At 70.8% G+C, this 21,215-nt stretch carries 24 protein-coding genes; 8 read left to right on the forward strand and 16 right to left on the reverse strand.

Translation table 11 applies throughout. The annotated features are described in order from the left end of the window. Positions 1-16: 16 nt before the first annotated feature. Positions 17-325 (forward strand): hypothetical protein, encoded by a 309-nt coding sequence (locus ABEA67_RS00245; protein WP_345459109.1) that lies wholly within the window; start codon positions 17-19, stop codon positions 323-325. A gap of 82 nt (positions 326-407) precedes the next feature. On the opposite strand, the gene mnhG is transcribed toward ABEA67_RS00245, so the two are convergent. From mnhG to ABEA67_RS00285, 8 genes are all read right to left on the reverse strand, one after another. Further along, on the reverse strand, positions 408-812 hold the full coding sequence (mnhG, locus tag ABEA67_RS00250; protein ID WP_345459112.1) for a monovalent cation/H(+) antiporter subunit G: 405 nt from the start codon (positions 810-812) through the stop codon (positions 408-410). Between the two features lie 42 nt (positions 813-854). After that, positions 855-1,115, reverse strand: a complete 261-nt coding sequence (locus ABEA67_RS00255; protein ID WP_345459115.1) for a monovalent cation/H+ antiporter complex subunit F — start codon at positions 1,113-1,115, stop codon at positions 855-857. After that, entirely contained in the window at positions 1,112-1,624 is a 513-nt protein-coding gene (locus ABEA67_RS00260) for a Na+/H+ antiporter subunit E (RefSeq protein WP_345459118.1), read from the reverse strand. The genes ABEA67_RS00255 and ABEA67_RS00260 overlap by 4 nt, the downstream gene beginning before the upstream one ends. Continuing rightward, positions 1,621-3,165 carry a proton-conducting transporter transmembrane domain-containing protein gene (locus ABEA67_RS00265; protein WP_345459121.1) on the reverse strand — a complete coding sequence of 515 codons (1,545 nt, stop codon included), beginning with the start codon at positions 3,163-3,165 and terminating at the stop codon, positions 1,621-1,623. Before ABEA67_RS00265 ends, ABEA67_RS00260 begins: the two co-directional genes overlap by 4 nt. Next, positions 3,162-3,650, reverse strand: a complete 489-nt coding sequence (locus ABEA67_RS00270; protein WP_345459124.1) for a sodium:proton antiporter — start codon at positions 3,648-3,650, stop codon at positions 3,162-3,164. Before ABEA67_RS00270 ends, ABEA67_RS00265 begins: the two co-directional genes overlap by 4 nt. A 94-nt stretch (positions 3,651-3,744) precedes the next feature. Then, the gene (locus ABEA67_RS00275; RefSeq protein WP_345459127.1) at positions 3,745-4,245 is read right to left on the reverse strand and encodes a Na(+)/H(+) antiporter subunit B; all 501 of its coding nucleotides are present in this window, start codon (positions 4,243-4,245) and stop codon (positions 3,745-3,747) included. Further along, positions 4,242-6,593 carry a hydrogen gas-evolving membrane-bound hydrogenase subunit E gene (gene mbhE, locus ABEA67_RS00280; RefSeq protein ID WP_345459130.1) on the reverse strand — a complete coding sequence of 784 codons (2,352 nt, stop codon included), beginning with the start codon at positions 6,591-6,593 and terminating at the stop codon, positions 4,242-4,244. Before mbhE ends, ABEA67_RS00275 begins: the two co-directional genes overlap by 4 nt. A gap of 131 nt (positions 6,594-6,724) precedes the next feature. Then, complete coding sequence (locus tag ABEA67_RS00285; RefSeq protein ID WP_345459133.1) at positions 6,725-7,414, reverse strand: hypothetical protein; 690 nt, start codon at positions 7,412-7,414, stop codon at positions 6,725-6,727. A gap of 222 nt (positions 7,415-7,636) precedes the next feature. Here ABEA67_RS00285 and ABEA67_RS00290 point away from each other — a divergent pair, with 222 nt between their 5' ends. After that, positions 7,637-8,704 carry a 3-deoxy-7-phosphoheptulonate synthase gene (locus ABEA67_RS00290; protein ID WP_345459136.1) on the forward strand — a complete coding sequence of 356 codons (1,068 nt, stop codon included), beginning with the start codon at positions 7,637-7,639 and terminating at the stop codon, positions 8,702-8,704. 140 nt (positions 8,705-8,844) lie between these two features. On the opposite strand, the gene lhpI is transcribed toward ABEA67_RS00290, so the two are convergent. Next, the gene (gene lhpI / locus ABEA67_RS00295; RefSeq protein ID WP_345459139.1) at positions 8,845-9,735 is read right to left on the reverse strand and encodes a bifunctional Delta(1)-pyrroline-2-carboxylate/Delta(1)-piperideine-2-carboxylate reductase; all 891 of its coding nucleotides are present in this window, start codon (positions 9,733-9,735) and stop codon (positions 8,845-8,847) included. Between the two features lie 126 nt (positions 9,736-9,861). Between lhpI and ABEA67_RS00300 the strand changes: the two genes are divergently transcribed. From ABEA67_RS00300 to ABEA67_RS00310, 3 genes are all read left to right on the forward strand, one after another. Further along, a complete protein-coding gene (locus tag ABEA67_RS00300) occupies positions 9,862-10,038 on the forward strand; it encodes a DUF2256 domain-containing protein (RefSeq protein ID WP_345459142.1) in 177 nt (58 codons plus the stop codon). Continuing rightward, positions 10,035-10,940 carry a UV DNA damage repair endonuclease UvsE gene (gene uvsE, locus ABEA67_RS00305; RefSeq protein WP_345459145.1) on the forward strand — a complete coding sequence of 302 codons (906 nt, stop codon included), beginning with the start codon at positions 10,035-10,037 and terminating at the stop codon, positions 10,938-10,940. Before ABEA67_RS00300 ends, uvsE begins: the two co-directional genes overlap by 4 nt. 138 nt (positions 10,941-11,078) lie before the next feature. Next, on the forward strand, positions 11,079-11,621 hold the full coding sequence (locus ABEA67_RS00310; RefSeq protein WP_345459148.1) for a 3'-5' exonuclease: 543 nt from the start codon (positions 11,079-11,081) through the stop codon (positions 11,619-11,621). Here ABEA67_RS00310 and ABEA67_RS00315 read toward each other — a convergent pair. Further along, positions 11,605-13,503, reverse strand: coding sequence for a phosphodiester glycosidase family protein (locus ABEA67_RS00315; protein WP_425557130.1), 1,899 nt, complete (start codon positions 13,501-13,503; stop codon positions 11,605-11,607). The two genes, ABEA67_RS00310 and ABEA67_RS00315, sit on opposite strands and share 17 nt — an antisense overlap. A 113-nt stretch (positions 13,504-13,616) precedes the next feature. On the opposite strand from ABEA67_RS00315, the gene mglB reads away from it, so the two are divergent. Both mglB and mglA read left to right on the forward strand, forming a co-directional pair. After that, positions 13,617-14,102 (forward strand): GTPase-activating protein MglB, encoded by a 486-nt coding sequence (gene mglB, locus ABEA67_RS00320; protein WP_345459151.1) that lies wholly within the window; start codon positions 13,617-13,619, stop codon positions 14,100-14,102. Between the two features lie 20 nt (positions 14,103-14,122). Beyond that, positions 14,123-14,713, forward strand: a complete 591-nt coding sequence (mglA, locus tag ABEA67_RS00325; protein WP_345459154.1) for a GTPase MglA — start codon at positions 14,123-14,125, stop codon at positions 14,711-14,713. A 184-nt stretch (positions 14,714-14,897) separates the two neighbouring features. Here mglA and ABEA67_RS00330 read toward each other — a convergent pair whose 3' ends face one another. Further along, a complete protein-coding gene (locus ABEA67_RS00330; RefSeq protein WP_345459157.1) occupies positions 14,898-15,479 on the reverse strand; it encodes a hypothetical protein in 582 nt (193 codons plus the stop codon). Between the two features lie 265 nt (positions 15,480-15,744). Between ABEA67_RS00330 and ABEA67_RS00335 the strand changes: the two genes are divergently transcribed. After that, a complete protein-coding gene (locus ABEA67_RS00335) occupies positions 15,745-16,233 on the forward strand; it encodes a GreA/GreB family elongation factor (protein WP_345459160.1) in 489 nt (162 codons plus the stop codon). A gap of 102 nt (positions 16,234-16,335) precedes the next feature. Here the strand turns inward: ABEA67_RS00335 and ABEA67_RS00340 are convergent, their stop codons facing one another. The 5 genes from ABEA67_RS00340 to pdxH all read right to left on the reverse strand — a co-directional run bounded on the left by ABEA67_RS00340 (position 16,336) and on the right by pdxH (position 21,179). Next, a complete protein-coding gene (locus ABEA67_RS00340; RefSeq protein ID WP_345459163.1) occupies positions 16,336-17,109 on the reverse strand; it encodes an ABC transporter permease in 774 nt (257 codons plus the stop codon). Positions 17,110-17,179: 70 nt separating this feature from the next. Beyond that, positions 17,180-18,118, reverse strand: coding sequence for an ABC transporter ATP-binding protein (locus ABEA67_RS00345; protein ID WP_345459166.1), 939 nt, complete (start codon positions 18,116-18,118; stop codon positions 17,180-17,182). A gap of 100 nt (positions 18,119-18,218) precedes the next feature. Next, positions 18,219-19,820 carry a flotillin family protein gene (locus tag ABEA67_RS00350; protein ID WP_345459169.1) on the reverse strand — a complete coding sequence of 534 codons (1,602 nt, stop codon included), beginning with the start codon at positions 19,818-19,820 and terminating at the stop codon, positions 18,219-18,221. Between the two features lie 31 nt (positions 19,821-19,851). Continuing rightward, on the reverse strand, positions 19,852-20,388 hold the full coding sequence (locus tag ABEA67_RS00355) for a hypothetical protein (RefSeq protein WP_345459172.1): 537 nt from the start codon (positions 20,386-20,388) through the stop codon (positions 19,852-19,854). Positions 20,389-20,534: 146 nt separating this feature from the next. Then, positions 20,535-21,179, reverse strand: coding sequence for a pyridoxamine 5'-phosphate oxidase (pdxH, locus tag ABEA67_RS00360; protein WP_345459175.1), 645 nt, complete (start codon positions 21,177-21,179; stop codon positions 20,535-20,537). Positions 21,180-21,215: the final 36 nt, after the last annotated feature.

A 21,215-nucleotide genomic window follows, 5' to 3' on the forward strand; every position in this document is an offset into this window, starting at 1 on the left:
GCCCTAGACTGCGCCCATGCCCCAGGACCGGAACATTTCCCCCGACGACCGCGCCCGGCTCGACCAGGTATTCATGCAGGTGGTGCTGGACGTGCAGGCGCAGGTGCAGCAGACCCGGCCCCAGCAGCCCGGCACCCTGGCCGCGATGTTCCACAAGGAGCAGGTGGGCGATGCCCTGCAAGGCTGCGCCATGCTGATAGCAGGCTGGAACGAGAACCGGGTGGACGGCGCGGGTGTGCAGCGCAGCGCCAAGGCCCTGCGTGGCCTGGGCCTGGGCGACCTCGCGGAGCGGGTGGAGAAGCTGCGGCAGATCGACGAGGGGTGATGGCGGCCGGGCCAGGCAGCCCCTGTTCAGGTTCTTTTCCTGGGCCGGGCCGCGCGGCGTGACTGCGCCCTCCTCCTGCGCCCTACTGCCCCTCTGCTGCCAGTGAGCGCTGGGCGTCAGGGTCGGCCTGGGCGACCTGTTCGGCCTGGCCCAGCGCGCCCCACTCGTCCACGCCGCGCTGCCCGCCGCTGCCCAGGAGGGGCGGCAACCCCCGCAGGTAGGCGGCCTGGGCGATCAGGTAGGCCGTCAGCGGCGTGGTCAGGAACTGAAACAGCAGCACCGCCGCCAGCCGCGTGAAGGCCGCCGCGTCCGTCAACTCCAGCGCCGCACCCAGGAAGATGCCCGCCGAGCCGAGCGTGACCAGCTTGCTGCTGGCGTGCAGCCGCGAGTACAGGTCGGGAAAGCGCACCATGCCCACCGCCGCCGTCAGCACGAAAAAGGCCCCGATCAGGATGGGAATGTCGCGCAGGGGGGAGAAGTCAGCCATACAGCCCCCCGGCTGACAGCTGACGGCTGACCGCTGACCGCTTCACCTCATCACCCGCCCCAGCAGCAGGTAGCGGGTCAGGGCCACGGTGGACAGGAAGCCCAGCAGGCTGAGGACCAGCGCGGCGTCGAGCACCACGATCAGGTGGGTCTTGACGGCGATCAGGGCGAACAGCAGGACCAGATTCACGCTCAGGAAGTCAAAGGCCATGATGCGGTCCCCCCACGACGGGCCGCGCAGCACGCGCGAGGTGACCAGCAGGACCGAGAGGGTGACGATGCCGAGCGCGAGATTGATGATCATGGGGAAGCCTCCGGGGAGGGATTCTGCGGGGCGGGGCCGGGTGAGAAGACCCGCAGCAGGCGGTCTTCCACCCGCAGGATGCTGTCACGGGCGGCCCGCGGGCTGGCGTTGCCGATGGCGTGGGCATACATCGTCCGGCGGTCGGCGCTGAACCCCATCACCACGGTGCCGGGCGACAGGTTGACCAGGGCGACCAGCAGGGTCTGCGCGCTGTCCCGGCGCAGCCGCAGCGGCACGGCCACCAGCATGGGATTGAGCGGCGGGTGTGGGCGCAGGGCAAACAGCGCGACCTGCACGTTCGCCACGGTGAGTTCGCGCAGGAAGAAGCCCACAAAGCCCAGCCCCGCCAGTGTGCGCCGCACGTAGCCCCCGCTGCCCAGCGCGCGGGGAAACAGCGCCAGGATGCCGAAGCCCAGCAGGAAGCCGATCACCAGCTCCCGCGTGCTGACCTCGCCCGCGAGCAGCATCCATACGACGGCCAGCAGCAGATTGAGGGTCAGGCCGCTCACGGGTGCGTCTCCTTCGGGGTTCCGGTCGGGGCGGGCGGAATCACCACCGGATTGTCGCCCAGCACCCCCCGGATGTAGCGTTCGGGCTGACTGAGTTCCGCCGCCGTCGCGCCTGCCCGCGCGAAAAGGGGTCCCGCGAAGAGGGTCAGGCCCGCCACCAGTGCCGAGGCGACGTAGGCGGCGGCGTGCAGGGCGCGCGGCACGCGGTACACCGATAGCCAGGCCGGGTGTTTGCCCCAGAAAAAGCCCCGCCACACGTTCAGCATCGCGTACAGCGTGATCAGGCTGCTCAGGAGCGCACTGACCACCGCCAGCAGCGCCAGCGGCGACCCCTGCGCGAGGCCCGCCCGCACCAGGGCGTACTTGGCAACAAACCCCCCGGAAGGCGGCAGGCCCGCCACCGTCAGCGCGCACAGCAGGAAGCAGGCGGCCAGCAGCGGCAGGAACTCCAGCATTCCGCGCGCCCGCACCAGCCGCGTTCCGGTCGCCCGCTCCGCGACGGTGGCGATGGCAAAGAGGGCGGTGGTCACCAGCACGCTCACGGCCAGGTATGCCACGCTGGCCCGCACGGCCTCCGGCGTCCCGACCCCCAGCCCGAAGGCGAGGTAGCCGACACTGCTGACCACCGTGAAGGACAGGATGCGCCGCCACTCGCGCTGCGAGGCCATTCCGAACGCGCCGTAGAGCATGGTGACGCTGCCCAGCCCCAGCAGCAGCGAATTCGGCAATCCCGGTTCCTGCGTGAAGACGGTCGTGAACACGCGGATCAGCGCATACACGCCCACCTTGGTCAGCACCGCCGCGAAGAAGGTGCCCACGGCGGGCGGCAGCGCCGGGTAGGTGCCCGGCAGCCAGAAGCCCAGCGGGAACAGCGCGCCCTTGGCCGCGAACACGATCAGCAGCAGCACGCCCACCGCCGTCACCGTCGCGTTCGGCCCCAGTTCCGCCGCCCTTTGCGCGAGGTGGGCGAAGTTCAGCGTGCCCAGCACCCCGTAGGCCAGCCCGCAGGTCACCACCAGCAGCGACGACGCGGCCAGGTTCATCACGATGTAGCGGAAGCCCTCGCGCAATTGCTCGCGGGTGGACCCCAGCACCGTTAGGGCGTAGGAGGCGACCAGCATCACCTCGAAGGCCACGAACAGGTTGAAGAGGTCGCCGGTCAGGAACGACAGTTGCACGCCCGCGAACAGGAACTGCATCAGCGCGAACAGCCAGTATTTCTCGCGCACCGGGTCGGGGTCGGCGGCGGCCTGCCACACGGCCAGCAGCGCACTCACCGCCGCCAGCAGGCTCATCCAGGCGGCCAGGCGGTCGGCGGTCATCACGATGCCGAAGGGCGCGCGCCAGCCCCCCAAGGCACTCACCAGCACGGTCCCGTCCGCCGTCGCCAGCAGCAGCCCGGCAGCAAAGGCCAGCGTGGCGAGCGTGCCCACCAGCGACAGCGCCACCCGCACCGGCCGCCGCGCGGGCCACAGCAGCAGCAGCCCGAACCCCAGCGAGGTCACGAACGGGGCGAGGGGAAGCCAGGAGAGGCCGCTCATGCCAGCCCCTCCCGGTCGCCAGGCCCGGCGCGGCCAGTGTTAGCCCCAGTATCGGGTTCCGGCGGCTCCTCGGGGTCGGAGTGGATCAGGTCGGGCAGGTCCGGTCCCTGGTGTTCGGGGTCGGCAAAGCGGCCTTCCCCGGCCTGGGGGTCACGGGCCAGATTGTCCCCGAAGGCCGCCACGTTGTCGTGCCCCGCCACCTGATACGCCCGCAGCGCGACGGTGAGCAGCAGCGCCGTCGTCGCAAAGCCGATCACGATGGCGGTCAGGATCAGCGCCTGCGGCAGCGGGTCCATGTACGGCCCCGGCACGGTCAGCAGCGGTGGCGCGAGTTCCCGCAGCCCCGCCACCGTCAGAATCGCCAGGTTGCCCGCGTACCCGATAAAGGTCAGGCCCAGCACCACCCGCACAATCTTGCGCGACAGCAGCAAAAAGACCCCCGCCGCGACCAGCAGCCCGATCAGGAGGGCGAAGAGGGCCTCCATCAGCGGACCTCCGACGCAGCAGAAGGCGGAAGGCAGAAAGCAGAAGGCTGGCCGCTGGTGGCTGGCCGCTGGCCGCTGGCAGCTTCCCTCCCCCTCATTCGTCCCCCTCCACCCGTTCCTGCGGGTCCACGTCTATCAGGGCGTAGGCGATGGCGAGGCTGCCGCCCACCACGACCAGATACACGCCGAAGTCGAAGAGCAGGGCGCTGGCCCACTCGAACTCGCCGGTGAGGGGCGTGGTGAGGTAGCCGTAGGCGCTCTTGAGAAAGGGCCTGCCCAGCAGGTACGGCACCAGGCCGGTCAGGAAGGCCAGGGCCAGGCCCCAGGGCACCAGCCGCAGCGGGTCCACGTGCAGGGCGCTCGTGCCGGTGGCCATGCGGTGCAGGATCAGTGCGCCGACCGTCATCAGGCCCGCGATGAAGCCGCCGCCGGGGGCGTTGTGCCCGCGCCACAGCAGCAGGAAGGCGAACAGCAGCACCAGCGCGAAGGCCGCGCGGCTCACGCTGCGCAGAATCGGGTCGTTGCCCAGGGGCGCGGTGGTCGGACTGTCACCGGTCAGCGGCACCGGGGCGGGTTTCTTGCGCCTTGGACTCATGCAGGCTCCTTGTGCCGGGCGGGGGGTGTGGGCGTCAGGCCCTCCGGCGGCAGGCCTTCCGGGGGGAGGGCTTCCGGCGCGGTCGCGGTGCGGCCCCGTTTGCCCAGGCGCACCAGCGCCAGCACTGCCAGCGCGACCATGCCCACCACCGTCACCTCACCCAGGGTGTCGAAGCCCCGGAAGTCCACCAGCAGCACGTTCACCACGTTCTTGCCGCCGCCGCCCGCATAGCTGTTCACCAGGTAATACGGCGAGATGGGCGGCGCGAGAAAGCGCACGCTGGACAGCACCAGCAGCGTGGCCCCGACGCCCGCCAGCGCGGCCAGCCCCACGTCCAGCCGCAGCCGCCAGCGCGAGCGCTTCAGGTCCCGCCCGCCGGGCAGGTAGCGGAAGGCGAGCAGAAAAAGAATCACCGTGACCGCCTCCACCAGCAGTTGCGTGAGGGCGAGGTCGGGCGCGCGCAGGGCCAGGAAGGCCGCAGCGCTGCCGAACCCCGTCAGGCCCGTCACCACGACCGCCGTCAGCCGGTTGCGGGCCAGCAGCACGCCGACCGCCCCCGCCACCAGCAGCGCCGCGATGGGCAGCACGCCCAGCGGCAGCGTCCCGAAGGGGTGGAACACCTGCGGCGCGCGCAGCACGGCATACCCCGCGATAACGGCGGCGGCGGCCAGCATCACGCGGAGCTGGTCGGGCAGCGCCAGCCCCTGGGTGCGGGCAATCAGCCAGGCGGCAAAGACATTGACGCCCTCCAGCAGGGCGTAGTACGCCGTATTCGCATTCACGCGCGGCGTGAGGCGGCGTTGCAGGGCACCCACGCGCCCCGCCTGCCACACCAGCCCCGCCCCCAGCGCCCAGGTCAGCCCCGTGGCGAGCAGCGCGGGCGTGACGCCGTGCCACAGCGCCAGGTGCTCCCGGTACTCCGCGAAGTTCAGTGCCGCCTGCGCGGTGCGGGTCAGTGCCTCGGCACTCGCGGGCCACACGCCGAACAGCAGAGCGGCCCCTGCCAGCCCCGCGGCGGGCAGGGTCAGGCCGGGCGGGGCCTCGTGGGGGTGCGCGCCTTGCGGGGCACGCGGCAACCCCAGGAACACTCTCAGCAGCCGGAAGGTGTACGCGAAGGTCAGCGCGCTTCCGGCCACCGCGACCACGATAAAGAGCGGCCCCTGGTGCAGCATCGCCTCGTAGAACAGCTCCTTGCTGATAAAGCCCCCCAGCGGCGGCAGCCCCGCCATGCTGAGGGCGGCGAGGAGGGCCACCCCGAACGTCACCGGCAGCGCCCGGCGCAGGCCCCCCAGCAGCGGAATCTCGCGCGTGCCCGTCTCGTGGTCGATGATGCCCACCACGAAAAACAGCGCCGCCTTGAAGGCCGCGTGGTTCAGCAGGTGCGCGGTCCCGGCGAAGTTGCCCTCCGCGCCCGCCAGCCCGTACAGGCTCATCAGCAGCCCGAGCTGCGAGACGGTCGAGTAGGCCAGCAGCGCCTTGAGGTCGGTCTGCCGCAGCGCCAGCCACGCCCCCCACACCAGTGTCGCCAGACCCAGCGGCACGATGATGCCCGACCACAGCGGCGAGGTGCCGAACAGCAGACCGAATTTGGCGACCAGCACCACGCCAGCCTTGACCATCGTGGCCGAGTGTAGGAAGGCCGAGACGGGCGTGGGGGCTTCCATCGCCGTCGGCAGCCAGAGGTGAAAGGGAAGCTGCGCGCTCTTGGTGAAGGCCGCCAGCAGCGTGAGCAGCAGCGCGGGCGTGAACAGGGGCGAGGCCCGCAGCGCCGCCACGTCCAGCCCCGAGAGCGTGGTGCTGTTCCCCGCGAGGCTGATGAGGGACACCGCCGCCAGCAGGCCCAGGCCGCCCAGGGCGCTCACCAGAAAGGCCTTCACCGCCCCATCACGCGCCGCCGCGCGGGTATGCCACAGCCCGATCAGCAGGAAGCTGGTCACGCTGGTCATCTCCCAGAAGCCGAACAGCGCAATCAGATTGTCACTCAGCACCAGCCCCAGCATCGAGCCGCCGAACAGCAGCAGGTAGGCATAGAAGCGCCCGAACCGCTCCCGGTCCGACAGGTACGCCACCGAGTACAGGCTCGCCAGCGTGCCGATCACCCCAATCAGCACGGCGAACAGCAGCGAGAAGCCGTCGCCCCGGAAGGCCAGGTTCAGCCCCAGGTCCGGTACCCAGCGCGTGACCTCTAGCGCGGGCACGGCCCCCGGCATCCCCGCGAGTGGTAGGGCCAGCAGCAGCGCGGGCAGAAAGGCCAGCGCCGCGACGTACCCGATGCGGCGGCCCAGGCGCGGCCCCAGCCACGCGGCCAGCGCCGAGAGCAGGAAAGGCAGGAACACGGCGAGCGTCATGGCCCGCCGGTCCCAGGGGTCAGCCGTCTCGTCATCATCGCCCTATGACACCACGACCGGACGCTCTGGAGGACGTGAGGTGTCCAGAGTCACAATAGTGGGAGGTTCCTGGGGCGGTGGGGGAGGGGGGGTTAGCGGCGACGGCGGCCCAGCACGAACCATCCCGCCGCGGCGGCCAGAAAGCCCACGCCCGCGTAGGTCCACAGGTTCGGCCCCTGCGGCTGCACGACCACGTTACCGTTCATGGGCACGTTCCCGTTCGCGGGGACGTTGTTCACGATGACATCCGGACCGTCGATGGCGTTTGCCACGCTGCTGACGGCGGTGAAGATCAGCGCGTACTTGAGGATGTCGTAGCCGATGCCGTGGCTGCGGTAGTAGCTCTGCGGGTAGGGGAAGTACCGCCCCGGCGAGAGCTGGTAGGCGTACCCGGCGCTGGGGGTGGCGCTGTACGTGATGGCGTTGCGGGGCACTCCCGCCGGGAGCCTCACGTTCTTCCAGCCGTTCAGTTGCGAGGGGGTCACGCGCGCCGCGGCGGCCCGGTTCGCGGGGCTGGTCGCGGCGCTGGTGGTGCTGCGCTGCGTGGTGCTGGGCGTGCGGGTGGAGGGAGCCGTGGTGCGCGGCGCAGTGTAGCCGTTGCTGCGGGAGGTGTTGGCCGGAGGCGTGTACCTGGGCGGCGTGTAGCGGGGTGTGGAGCGGGGCGCGCTGTAGCCACCGGAACTGCGGCTGCCACCGAATCCCCCACCGCTGCGCCGGGCGGCGTCCGCCACACCCGACGCGAGCGCGAGGGTGGTGAGCATCAGGGCGAGAGGGCGTTTCATCAAGACAGAGTACGCGGTGAGGGGGCGTGGGGTTCCCCCGGCTAGACCGCTGCAACCCGCCTCCGGTGCCGCCCGGCGTACACTCTGCCCATGACCCTTCGCGCTGCGTTTTTTTATTGGCCCCCGCACCACCGGGCCTGACGCCAGCGCTGCCCCCCAGCACGAGCCGCCCGGAGGAAGTTGACCCTCCGGGCCTTTTTCTTTTTTCTTTGAGGTGCCCCCATGACCCACTCTCCCCTCCAAGCTGGCCGCACCGAGAACCTCAATGTCACTGGCTTCACGCCGCTGGTCACGCCGCGTGCCCTCAAGGCCAGCCTGCCCCTCAGCGCCGCCGCCCAGCAGACGGTGCTGGCGGGGCGGCAGGCGGTGCGCAGCATCCTGCGCGGCGAGGACGACCGCCTGCTGGTGGTGGTCGGCCCCTGCTCGGTCCACGATTTCGGGCAGGCCGCGGAGTATGCCGGTCGGCTGGCGGCCCTGCGGGCGCGGGTGCAGGGCCGACTGGAAGTGCAGATGCGCGTGTACGTGGACAAGCCCCGCACCACGGTCGGCTGGCGCGGCCCCCTGATTGACCCCGACATGACCGGCGCGAACGACATGAACGCGGGCCTGCGCCGCACCCGCGAGCTGATGATTCGTGTCTCCGAACTGGGCCTGCCCGTCGCCACCGAGCTGCTGGACCCCTTCGCGCCGCAGTACCTCTTCGACGCGGTGGCCTGGACCTGTCTGGGGGCGCGCACCACCGAGTCCCAGACCCACCGCGTGATGGCGAGTGCCGTCAGCGCCCCGATGGGCTTCAAGAACGGCACCGGCGGCGGCCTCAAGCTGGCCGTGGACGCCATCGTGGCCGCCAGCCATCCCCACGCCTTTTTCACCGTGGACGACGACGGGCGGGCCTGCATCGTCCACACCCGCGGCAACCCGGATGGGCATGTGATCCTGCGCGGTGGGCGGGGCGGCCCCAACTACGCGCCGCAGTTCGTGGGGGAGGCCGCGGGGCTGATGCAGGCCGCCGGGCTGACCCCCGCCGTGATGGTGGACTGCTCGCATGCCAACAGCGGCTCGGACCATACCCGGCAGGCGCTGGTGTGGCGCGACGTGCTGGGCCAGCGCCGCGCGGGGCAGACGGCCCTCCGGGGCCTGATGCTGGAATCCAACCTCTGCCCCGGCAAGCAGAACATCCCCGCCGACCTCACGCAGCTTCGGCCCGGCGTGAGCGTGACCGACGCCTGCGTGGGCTGGGACGAGACGGAGGCGCTACTGCTGGAGGCGCACGCCGCGCTGGGGGGGTAGGCGCTCATACGGATTCCGATTGAAGGGTGTTGAAAACACCCGGAAATCCGACCAGAGGGAGAAGGAACAAGGGCGGATTTCGGGAGATGGATGAACAGGCGGTGCCCTCCCGACTGTTCAGGAATTGGACGGAATCCGTATCAGCCCCGCAGCCCCCGCGCCACCCGGCAGGCCGCCAGGTCCCAGGCCGCGCAGCCCACCGTCTTGAACAGCCGTGGCTCCTCGCCCGAGGGGGGTGTGGTCAAAGCCCCGGCCAGGGAATGCACGTCCGCCCAGTCCACGCCCGCCTGAAGCAGGTCGCCCGCCTCGTGCCGCGCGCCGACTAGGTCGTCCACGTAGAGGCGGCTGCCGCGCACCGTCTGCGGGGCAATCTCGGCGGCCTCCGGCGTAAAGGCTCCCACCGCCACGACCAGCCGACCGGGCCGCGCCGGGAGCGTGTAGACCGGCGTCCTGCTGGTGGTGGCCGTGATGACCACTTCCGCCGTCTCCGGCACCCCGTCCACGGGGAAGAGGGAGCCGCCGAGGCGCGCGCAAAAGGCCTGGGCGCTCTCCAGGTGCGAGCCTTGGACCCCTATCCGGACGCCCGGAAAGATGGCGGCGAGGGCCTGCGCGTGGGCTTCCGCCTGCTTTCCGGTCCCCAGCAGGGCCACCTCCCGCGGCGTGCCCAGCAGGGTCTGAATGCCCAGCAGGCTCACCGCCGCCGTGCGCCGCGCGGTGACGGTGGGGCCGTCCAGCACGAAGAGGGGCGTGCCCGTGGCCGCGTCGCAGGCCGTCACCTGACCGTGAATGGTAGACAGGCCGCGTTCCCGGTTGGCCGGGCAGACATTCACCAGCTTGTGTACGGCGAGGTCGGAGGCGCAGGCGGGCATGGACAGCATCACGCCGCCGCCCTCCAGCGGCACGGCCAGCCGGTCGGGACTGCGAATCTCGCCCCGTGCGTATTCCAGGCAGGCCACGCGCAGGGCGTCCACCAGCTCGGGGTACGGCAGCAGGCGGGCGGTCTGCGCGGCGTCGGACAGGTGCAGGGCCATGCTCCCAGGGTAGCGGTGAACCCAGGGGAGCCGCGAACTCAGCCGTTCCCACGGTTTGCCGGGGCAGGGCGCGGCAGACTGTCGCCATGTGGCGGGACGTGACAAGTGCAGTGCGGGAAGTGCCCCATGCCTGAAAAGGTCAGGAGCTTCGGTGGGGGGCGCAGGCCCGCCGAGCGGCCCAGCAAGGTCTGCCCGGTCTGTGGCCTGCTCTTCACGTGGCGCAAGAAGTGGGAACGCGACTGGGAGAATGTCAAGTACTGCTCGGACCGCTGCCGGTCTGCGGCGCGGCGGGGGAGCGCGTGACCGCCCCGGCTCCCGCCTACGGTCTGGTGTGCCTGACGGTCGGGCCGGAAGTCCGCTTCCGCACGGTCACGCTGACGAACTACCAGAAACTCAGTCCCTCGGAGCGCGAGGCCAAGTTGCTGGACCTCTACAGCGACAACATCCGCCGGGTGCGGGCCGCCGCCGAGTTCTGCGCCGCGCGGGGCATCCGGCTCTACCGCCTGAGTTCCAGCCTCTTTCCGATGTTCGACCTGGCGGGGGACGACACGGGCCGCGCCGTACTGGACCACCTCGCCCCGCAGATGGAGCGGGCGGGGCACGCCTTTACGGACGCCGGAATCCGCGTGCTGATGCACCCCGAGCAGTTCATCGTGCTGAACAGTGACCGCCCCGAGGTCCGCGCCGCCAGCGTCCGCACCCTGGCGGCGCACGGCGAGACCCTCGACCGCTTCGGCTTCGGGCGCACCCCCTGGAACCTGCTGCTGCTGCATGGCGGCAAGGGGGGCCGCGCCGCCGAACTCGCCGCCCTGATTCCCGACCTGCCCGACGCCGCCCGCCTGCGCCTGGGCCTGGAAAACGACGAGCGCGCCTACGGCCCCGCCGACCTGCTCCCCGTCTGCCAGGCCACCGGCACGCCACTGGTCTTCGATGCCCACCACCACGTCGTCCGCGAGAAGTTGCCGGACCAGGAAGACCCCAGCGTGCGGACGTGGGTGCTGGCCGCCCGCACCACCTGGCAGCCCCCCGAGTGGCAGGTCGTCCACCTCTCCAACGGCCTGGAGGGGCCGCAGGACCGCCGCCACAGCTACCACATCACGCACCTGCCCACCGCCTACGCCGACGTGCCGTGGATCGAGGTGGAGGCCAAGGGGAAGGAGGAAGCGGTGGCGGCGTTGATGGGAGTGGGGGGGGTTAGGGATTAGGTTTTGGGGGTAAGGAGTTGGGGCGGGGACGGAAGGTGTTCCGGAAGCAGGGCAGGATGAGGTGGCCTTTCTGGTCCTCTCCTGACGCCTGACCCCTCATCCCTAACTTCTCCCCCCTCTCCTGCTACCCTGAGGCCCGTGAACGTCGTCGTGTTCGACCTGGAAACCACCGGCCTGTCGCCGGAGCGGGACGCGATTGTGGAAATCGGGGCGCTGCGGGTGCGGGGCGGGCAGGTGGTGGCGTCCGAGCGCTTCGAGTCGCTGGTGCGGCCCCTGAATGCGGCGGGCGAGGTGCTGCGGATTCCCTGGCACGCCCAGCGCGTCCACGGCATCAGCGACGAGATGGTGCGCGGCGCGCCGGATCTGGGCCGGGTGCTGCCCGACTTTCTGGACTTCGTGGGCGACTCGGCGGTGGTGGCCCACAACATCGGGTTCGACGGGGGCTTCATGCGCGCGGCGGCGCGGCGGCACGGCCTGGTCTGGTCGCCACCCGCCGAATACTGCACGGTGCAGCTCTCGCGTCAGGCCTTTCCCCGCGAGCGGACCCACAACCTCGACGTGCTGGCCCAGCGCCTGGGCCTCAGCTTCGCGCCGGGAGCGCGCCACCGCTCGCTGGGCGACGTGCAGGTGACGGCCGAGGCCTTCGTGCGCCTGACCGAGCGGCTCAGGGCCGGGGTGTAGAGGCCCCCAGCCCCGCCTTCGGCACCAGCACGATCGCGTTCGGCACCGGGCGGCTCCACACCGTATTCAGGTAGCCGCCCAGCCCGGCGAAGCCGCCCGTGACATAGGCGGTGGCGCTGCTGCCGCTGTCCAGGCGCACGGCGTCGCGCACCCCGGCGGCGGCGAGCGCGGCGGCAAAGGCCTCGGGCGTGCCATGTTCCAGATAGGCGATGGTGGGCTGCCCCCCCAGCACCCCGAAGGCGACCTGCCGGGTGGGCCGCCAGATGTTGGTCGCGGTGTTAAAGGCCTCGCGGGCCGGATTCAGGGCCACCTGTCCGCCCTGCACCAGCAGCGGCCCGGCACTCAGGGCATCCTGGGCCGTGTCCCAGGGCGCGTCCTGCGCCTGCCAGTTCAGCGTGACGGTCAGCGGCTGCCCGGCGGCGCTCGGCAGTCCCGAAAAGCGGTCCGGGTCGAAGGTCAGGGCCAGCGTTCCGGCCGGCGGCACGTTGCGCCCGCTCGTGACGCGGGCCACGCTGGCGCGGCTGGGCGTCAGGTACAGCGTGGTCAGGTCGCCCGCCCCCACCGCGCTGCGCCCGTCCCCCACGAAGGCGGTCAGCAGCTCCGGGCGCACCTTCGTCCCCACGGTATTCACGGTGACGCTCCCGAAAGTTCCTGTCAGCACGTAGCGGGGCCGGGGGTAGCCGAACAGCGGGCTGCCCTGCGCGGGAAAGCCGACCGTGGCGCGTTTTTCCAGGCTGGGGGCCGTCATCAGGCCGCCGACCGCCACCAGGTCCACCGGCAGGCTGCTGGCCGGGTCGAAGTACCCGCCGTTCACGCCCGCCACACCGCCCGCGTCCCTCACCAGACTCGCCACGTCGCGGGCGGTGCCCAGCGGGGCCGTCACGACCCGCGGCTGGTAGCGGGCCGGGTCGAAGCTCAGCAGGTGCAGGCCGCCCCGCGCCCGGTAGCTCACGCCGTCCGGCAGGGCGTCAGGATTGATCGGCGGCGGTACGCTGCGGTCGAGCTGGGTGGTCGTGTCGATCACCACCCGGTAGGGGTCCTCCAGCGTGAAAATCTCGCTGACGCCGCCGCCGGTCTTCAGGCGCACGGTGGTCTGTGCCGAAGTGGTCTGGGCCATGATGGGGGAGGCCGCGCCCCCCGCCCCACCCGCCTCGACGCTCAGCGTGTCCCCGCTGCTGAGCGTCTGGGCAGAGGGCGTGGCACTGACCCCCGGCAACGTGATGCTGAGGCCGCCCTCCCCGCGCCCCACCTGATAGGCCGCCCGGCCGCTGAGTTCCAGCACCACCCGCTGCACCTCCACCGTCCGGTACAGCGTGCGGCTGACCCGCACCGTGTCCAGGTGGGCGGTGGAGGCCAGGACGGGTGCGGGCGGTGCTGGTGGCGGCGTGACGGGCCGGGGGGCTGGCGTCGCCGGGGCGGCAGGCGCGGTGGGGAGGGCCGCCGTGCCCCCGCTCTCGGGCGAGGGGGGCAGGGTGGCCGCCGGAACCACGGCGGGCGCGGCGAAGTCCAGCAGGTCGGGGGCGTCGGCGATCACCCGCACGCCCAGCGCCCGCACCGCCGCGAGGGGCACGTACAGGCTGCCCCCCGCCAGTTGCGGCGTACCCAGCCGCGTGCCCGCGGGCAACGTGAAGCCCACCGCGCGCCAGCCCCGCGCCGGCGTGAAGCGCAGTTCCCGCGCGCCGTACAGCAGCCGCACGTCCTGCGGGTCGTTCCGCACGGCCACGCCCAGCCGGGGCAGGGTCCAGACCGCCAGGGTCTCCTGGCCTCCCAGCATCCGCGACTCCACCGCCGCCGCCTGCACCGCGCCGCCAATCGCCACCGGACGCGCGCCCGCCGCCCCTGCCAGCAGCGCCAGCAGCGCCGTCCATACCCGCCGTTTCACGGGCGGGAGTCTACCCCGCCCCCGGCGGGCTGCGGGTGAGGGCCGCCCGGTCATGGCCTGCGGGGCACGTTGTCAGATTGCCGTTTGAACGCGCCTCCTATACTTCCGGGGACATGATTGAACCTTCTCTCGCCCTGTATGGCGACGCCTTTGAACGGGTAGACCGCCACCTGGAGGAACTGCTCGGTGCGACCGGCGTCCGCTACTGCCTGCTGGTGGACCGCAAGGGCTTCGTGCTGTCGCACAAGGAAGCCCTCTGGGCACCGCGCCCCCCCGCGCTCGACAGCGTCGCCACCCTGGTCGCCAGCAACGCCGCCGCCACCGCCGCCCTGGCGAACATGCTGGGCGAACGCACCTTCAGTGAGCAGATTCACCAGGGCGAGAACGGCACCCTGTACGTGGAATCGGTCGGGGATCAGGCGCTGCTGACCCTGATTTTCGATGCCAGCGTGCCGCTCGGGCGCGTGAAGGTCCAGACCAAGAAGATCATCACGCAGGTCGCCGCTATCCTCGCGGAGCTTCAGGACGCCCCGCCCGTGCAGTTCAGCGAGGACTTTTCCAAGGGTGCGAGCGCGCTGCTCGACGACCTGCTCGGCTGAGGCGGAAGGACGGAAAAGTTATGAGTACCATCAACTTCGCGGCCCGCGAGATCAACTGCAAGATCGTCTACTACGGCCCCGGCATGTCCGGCAAGACCACCAACCTCAAGCACGTCTTTTCCAAGGTGCCCGGACACCTGCGCGGCGAGATGGTTTCCTTGGCCACCGAGGACGAGCGCACCCTCTTCTTCGACTTCCTGCCGCTCGACCTCGGCAGCGTGCAGGGCTTCAAGACCCGCTTTCACCTGTACACCGTGCCGGGGCAGGTCTTTTACAACGCCAGCCGCAAGCTGATCCTGCGCGGCGTGGACGGCATCGTCTTTGTGGCCGACTCCGCCCCCAACCGCCTGCGCGCCAACGCCGAGAGCATGCGCAACCTGCGCGAGAACCTCGCTGAGCACGGCATCGACGTGCGCGACGTGCCGATCGTGCTGCAAGTCAACAAGCGCGACATCGAGGGTGCCCTCCCCGTCGAGATGATCCGGGCCGTGATCGACCCCAAAAAGGAACTCACCCTCTTCGAGGCGACCGCGCACACCGGCGGCGGCGTCTTCGAGACGCTCAAGAGTGTCAGCCGCCTGGTGCTGGACCGGCTCTCGCAGAACAAGTAGGCGCAGAACAAGGAGGCACAGAAGCAGGGAGGCGCGCCGTGCCTCGCCTGGACAACAGACCTCCTGCCTGGTTTTTGCGGGAAGCTGAGAGAAGAAAGCCCCGGATTCGTCGTCCGGGGCCTCTTCGCTTTCCCACCTGGGCTTTCCCACCTGGCTTTCCGGGCAGGCCACACGGGGCGTGGGGTTATTCCTCCTCGGTGCCGGGCAGGGGGCGGGTCCGGGGCGGGCCGCCGTCGATGCCGCCGGAGCCGCCCACGCGCGGGCCTTTGACCTCGCCGCCCGCATCGTTGCTGGGGTCGGCCAGGCGGGTGGTGCCCCCGGGGTTCTCGGGCGTGACCACGCTGAAGTCGGAGATGCTGTTGACCATGCCGTCGTCGAAGCCCGGCTCGTCGTTCACGCGGGCGGGCGGGCTGTCGGGCATGTAGGCCACGGCGTTGTCGAGCATCTCGGTCCGCAGCGAGGGGTCGATGCCGTCGTCGATCGCCAGGCCCGTGCCCGCCAGCGCGTCGCTGCCCGTGTGGGGGCGGCCCCCGGTCACGTCGCCCGACCTCTGGAGGTCGCCTTGCTCCTCGTCCTGGGTTTCATGAATCGCGGCGGCGTTGGACTGGTCGTCCTGGTTGGCCGGGTCGTTGTCCTCGGGGAGGCTGTAGTCCTGCGTGAGCGGCCCGGTCACGTCCGCGTCCTGCCGGGTGTCCTGCTCGTTGTTGCTGCCATTCTGGTCCGCGCCGTTGGCTGCGTTCTGGTCTTCCTTGCGCCCTTGCGTCATGGTTCCTCCTGTGCGTCTGCTGGCGGGGCGGATATTGCCCCGGCGACTGCCTCCCAACTTAGAGCGGGCCGGGGTGCGGCGGTGCGGCGGGCAGGTAAAGAAATCTTGGGAAAGCCGCGAATCGGCAGTCACCCGGGGCAAACCTTGAGCTGCCTATCACGGACGCCTGCGCCGGACTTTCTACAGTGACGTGCCCAGGCATGGGTCCGGCAGAGCGCGCCGGGGGCCAACCCCGCGCACAGGACCGGGAGGGGAGGAGCGGCAGATGGCAGACATGGCAGACGAGATTCAGATGACGGCAGAGGGCCACCAGCGCCTGGAGGAAACGCTCCAGAAGGAACGGCAACGCCGCGACGAGGCGGTAACCAGCATGGCCGTGAGCCTCGACGACGCGATGGACCTGGAAGACCGCAGTCTTCAGGCCGCCCAGTTCCAGAACGACCTGCCCGCCATGGAGGCGCGCATTCAGGAACTGGAGGACGTGCTGGCCCGCGCCGTGATCGTAGAAGATCCCCAGGGCGGCTCGGAGGTCACCCTGGGGTCGGTGGTGGTGCTGCAAGACACGCAGCAAGGCCGCGAACTGCGCGTCCAGCTCGTGAGCGCCGTGGAGGTCGACGCCCTCGCGGAAGGCGCGACCCAGGTCAGCGAGGACAGCCCGGTCGGCAAGGCGCTGCTGGGGCGGCGCGTGGGCGAGTCCTTCGAGGTGGACCTGGGGACCTCGCGGGCAAGCTACACGGTCAAGAGCCTGGGGTAAGGAGTCAGTGGGGAGTGGTCAGTGGATGCTTTGGCGGGCGCTTCCCGCTTCCGCCGCCTTTTTCCACTCACCACTCACTACTAACCACTGACTCCTCACCCCCTACACGTCCCGCCGGTCAAACGCATAGATCGCCAGCAACCCGAACCCCGCCGTGTAGATCAGCAGCAGCACGAGGCCCTGAAGCACACTGTCCTGGCGGGCGTAGAGGTCGAAGTGGCTGGTCAGCAGCAGGCGCTGGATGCCCTCGGGAAACACGACCAGCAGCCGCATGATGTTGAGGGTGGCGAGCGTGGCGAGGGCAGCGGCGGCGGTGTTCAGATACAGCACGCCGAACAGCAGCGACAGCGCCGCGACCGGCATCAGCATGACGGCGGCCAGCACACTGCCGCGCAGCACCTGCGCCAGTGCCTCGCCGCTGCTCAGTGCCCCCACCCCCACGAAATAGCCCGGTCCCAGGCCGGTGCCGCCCGTGAAGCCGCCCAGGCCGAGGCCCAGGCCCGCCAGCAGCGACCCGGCCACCAGCGCGGCGATCAGGAGGGCCGGGTACAGCAGCGCGGCCATCAGCTTGGCGGTCAGGATGCGGGTGCGGTCCACCGGGCGCAGCAGCAGCGGCGCGAGCGTGCCCTGGCTGACCTCTGCCCCGATCATCTCCGCGCAGGTCACGGCGATGAAGAGCGGCAGCAGAAACTGCACCAGCACGCCCAGGCTGACGGCGGGAAGCTGCCAGCCGCTCACCAGCGCGACCTGCAAGAGCGCACTCAGGCGCGGCGCGATCAGCCACAGCAGCGGCGAGAGCAGACACACCAGCAGCGCCAGGCGGGCACTGCGCATGCCCAGCAGCTTGCGGAACTCCAGCCGGACCAGGGTCAGCACGGGGCCACCTCCCGGCGGGGCAGCAGGGGCGGGCGGGCTATCGGGAGACAGGGCAGGAGACGGGGACTCATCAGGCTTGCTCCACACGGGCGCGGTAGTACTCGTACAGGTCGAAGTGGTCGGGGCTGGCCTCGTACACCTGGAAGCCCCCGGCGGCGAGGTGCGCCAGTGCGCCCGGCACCTGCGCCTCGCTGCCGAGGTGGGCGATGACGTAGGGCGTGCGGGTGCCCACCTGGGAGGCCGTGGGCAGCCGCTCCAGCCAGCCCGCCGCCCCCACCGGGTCGTCCACCCGGAAGCGGTAGGCGGCCCGCCGGGCGCGCAGGTCCACGGTGTCCACCAGCCGCCCGGCACTCAGGATGCCGACCGTGTGCGCGTAGGTGGCAATCTCGTGCAGGTGGTGTGTGCTCAGCACGACCGCGCAGCCGCCCGAGGCCAGGCTGGTCACGATGCGGTGAATCAGCCCGATGCCCAGCGCGTCCAGGCCGCTGGTCGGCTCGTCCAGAATCAGCACCTGCGGCCCGGCCAGGATGGCGCTCGCCACGCCCAGCCGTTGCCGCTGCCCCAGCGAGTATTCCCCGACCTTGCGGTCCGCCATGCGGGTGAGTTCCAGCAGCGCCAGCACCTCGCGGATGCGATCGCGGCCGGGCCGCTGTCCCCCCGGCGTCATGGCGGCGAGGTCGGCGTGAATCCGCAGGTTCTGCGTGCCGGTGAACTGCGGGTAGAAGCGGGCGGGGGCCTCCACCACCGCGCCCAGGTGCGCGCGGGCGCGGGAACCGTGGGTGTGGACATCCTGCCCCAGCAGCCGCACCTCGCCGCTGTCGGGAAAGGCGAGGCCAGTCACGGTACGGATCAGGGTGGATTTGCCCGCGCCGTTGGGGCCGGTCAGGGCGTACACCTCGCCCGGCTGCACCGTCAGGTCAATGTCGTGCAGGATGGCGTGTGGCCCGTACTTCTTGTGCAGGCCACGCACCTCGATGGCGGGGACCGCGGGGGCGGCTGGCATGGTCACGCGGGCAGCCTAATGTGAGCTGCCACACCGGATTCTTACAGCGGCCGGGGAAGGAGGGCACGCAGGCCACTCCTCCCCCTGGGTTTTCTGTGCCCTGGCTTCAGGCGTCCGTCTTGGTCGCGGGGGTCGGGGGCTGCACGGCGCTCGCGCCATTGCCCTTCGGTGCCGCGCGGTTCTGGAGGAGGCTCAGCAGGTTCACGCCGGTCGCGTTCTCCACCTGCTCGACCAGGCCGATGATATTGGCGGGCAGGGTCTGCACGGCGCTGCGGCTGGCCTGCCCGTTCCCGGAGTCGATCACGGTCAGCTTGTCGATCTGCATCCCCTGCACGCTCTGGGCGAACTGCTCGACGATGCCGGGCAGCATGTTCAGCACGTAGGCGCGCTCGCCCTCCGGCCCGGCCTGGCGGAAGGCGTCCACCATCAGGGCCACGGCCTGGGCCTTGGCGCGGCCCTCCTCAATGATGGGCGCGGCGGCGGCCTGGGCGGCCAGCAGCTCGGCCTCGCGCCGGGCGCGGGCGGGGGCCACCACGTCGGCCTCCAGGCGTTTCTGGTTCAGCACCACCCGCTCCTGCTCCAGTTGCTGCTCGGCCACCACGCGGGCCTGCTCGGCCGTCACCTTGGCCTCGTTCTCGCGGGCGGCGGAGATGGCCTCCAGCTCGGCCTTGCGGATGCGGAGTTCGTTCTCGCGCTCCAGGATCGCCTGCTGCGCGGTGGTCTGGGCGATGGTGGCGCGCTGCCTCGCCTGGGCCTCCACCTCGGCGGCCTCGGCGTTCTGCTGGGCTTCCACCATGCGGGCCTGGCGCTGGGCCTCGGCGCGGCGCTGGCGCAGGGAGGCTTCCAGTGCGGCCTGTTCCTGCTCGAAGTTCTGGGTGGCGCGGACCTTCGCCAGCTCGGACTGCACGGTGGCCTCGTTCTGGCGCGAGAGCTGGATGGCCCCGAGTTCGGTGCGGCGCACTTCCAGCTTGTTCTGTTCCTCGATGATGGCCTGCTGGCTGATGGCCTGCGCGACCTGGCTGCGCTGCTGGGCCTGCGCCTCGGCCTGCGTCGCTTCCGCGTTGCGCTCGGCCTCCGCGATGCGGGCCTCCTTGAGCACCTCGGCGGTCTTGCGGCGGCCGATGGAATCGAGGTAGCCGCCCACGTCGGTCACGTTCTGAATCTTGAGGGTATCGAGCTTGATGCCGAGGTTGTTCATGTCGTGCTCGGCTTCCTCGATCAGGGCTTCCGCGAAGCGCAGGCGGTCCTCGTTGATCTCCTCGGGCGTCAGGGTCGCCACCACGCCGCGCAGGTTGCCTTCCAGCGTGTCGCGGACGATGGTGGTGACGCTCTCGCGCGGCACGTCCAGAAAACGCTCGATGGCGTTACTGAGCTGCGGCTCCTGCGCGTTGATCTTCACGTTGGCGACCGCGTGAATCTTGAGCGGAATGCCGCCCTTGGAGTAGGCGTTCTCGATGCTCAGGTCCAGCGGAATGGTCGTGAGGTCCATCCACGACACCTTTTCCAGCACCGGGATGCGGAAGGCCCGCCCGCCGCGAATGACGCGGTAGCCCACCGTGTCGCCCTCGTCGGTGCGGCGGCTGCGGCCCGAGATCACCAGCACCTTGTTGGGCGGCACCACGATCAGGAAGTTCTGGATGAGGGCGATCACCACGATGATGCCCAGCAGAATCAGCGCGGCGGTAATCAGTGTTCCGGTCAGTACCACGTTCCTTGCCTCCTCGTTTTGCCCGCGGGAATCAGGCCCCGCGCCCGTCCCACGCCTTCACGTCCAGCACGCCCGCCTCGGTGCCGATCACGATCACGGCGTCCCCCGCCCGCAGCGGGTCGTCGCTGCGCGCGAGGATATGCTCAATCTGCCCGCCCACGGTCAGCGCCACCTTGCCGGGGCGGCCCGGCGCAGGCGGCACCAGCACCTGGCCCGTGCGGCCCGTCAGCCGCGTCGCCGCGCCGCTCACCTCACCGCGCGCCCGCGCCAGCCGGAAGGCGACGGCCGTGAAGGCCCCCACCACCCCCCCCGTGACCAGCGCCACCACCAGCCGCCCCGCGCCCGTCAGCCCCGCCGCGCCGCCCACCACGCCCGCCAGCCCGAAAAAGGCCGCGAAGCTCACCAGCGCCCGCAGCGAGAACCACGAGGCCAGGTCGCCCGCGCCGCCGTTGTGCGTATCGGAGGTATGGTCCAGGCCGTGCCCGCCGGGGTCGCCGTGATGCCCCCCCAGCAGCGACGCGGCCAGCAGACCGCCCCCCACGATCAGGCACAGCAGGTAGAAATCCATATTCAGAGGGTCCTCCTGATGGGGAGTACGCGGTGAAGGGCGGGGAAGTTGCGGGGTCAGTGATGAGTGATGGGTCTTGAGGGATGAGGGGGCAGGGGCACTGGCATTCGCTCTCGCGCCGATTTTCCTCAACCCTCATCCCCCCTCTACGGCATCAGCCGATCCACCCGCCACCCCTCGCCCTCCCGCACGTACCGGAAGCGGTCATGCACGCGGCTCGCGCGGCCCTGCCAGAACTCCCACTCCTGCACCTGCACGCGGTAGCCACCCCAGAAGTCGGGCTTGGGCACGGGCGTGCCCTCGGGGTAGCGGTCGTGGAACGCGGCCAGCTTCGCTTCCAGCGCCTCCCGGCTGGCGATCGGCGCGCTCTGGGGGTCGCTGGCGTGGGCGGCGAGCTGGCTCTCACGCGGGCGGGCGTGGAAGTAGGCGGTACTTTCCTCCTCCGGCACACGCACGACCGGGCCGGAGGCGCGCACCTGCCGCTCCAGCTCAGCCCAGAAGAAGAGCATCTCCGCCCGCGGGTTCTCGCTCAGGTCGTGGCCCTTGTGGCTCTCGTAGTTGGTGTAGAAGGTTAGCCCGCGCTCGTCCGCGCCGCGCAGCAGGACCGTGCGCACACTGGGCCGCCCGGCGGCGTCGGCGGTGGCGAGGCTCAGCGCGTAGGGTTCGCGCAGGCCCGCGCTCAGGGCTTCGTCCAGCCAGCCCTGGAACTGCCGCAGCGGGTCGGGGTCAAGGTCGGCGCGGCGCAGCTCCCCGCGCGTGTAGGAGAGGCGCAGGGCGGTGAGGTCAGGCATGGGAGGCTCCTTCGGAGGGCAGAAGGCGGAAGGCAA

The organism is Deinococcus carri (genome assembly GCF_039545055.1).
Taxonomy (GTDB): domain Bacteria; phylum Deinococcota; class Deinococci; order Deinococcales; family Deinococcaceae; genus Deinococcus; species Deinococcus carri.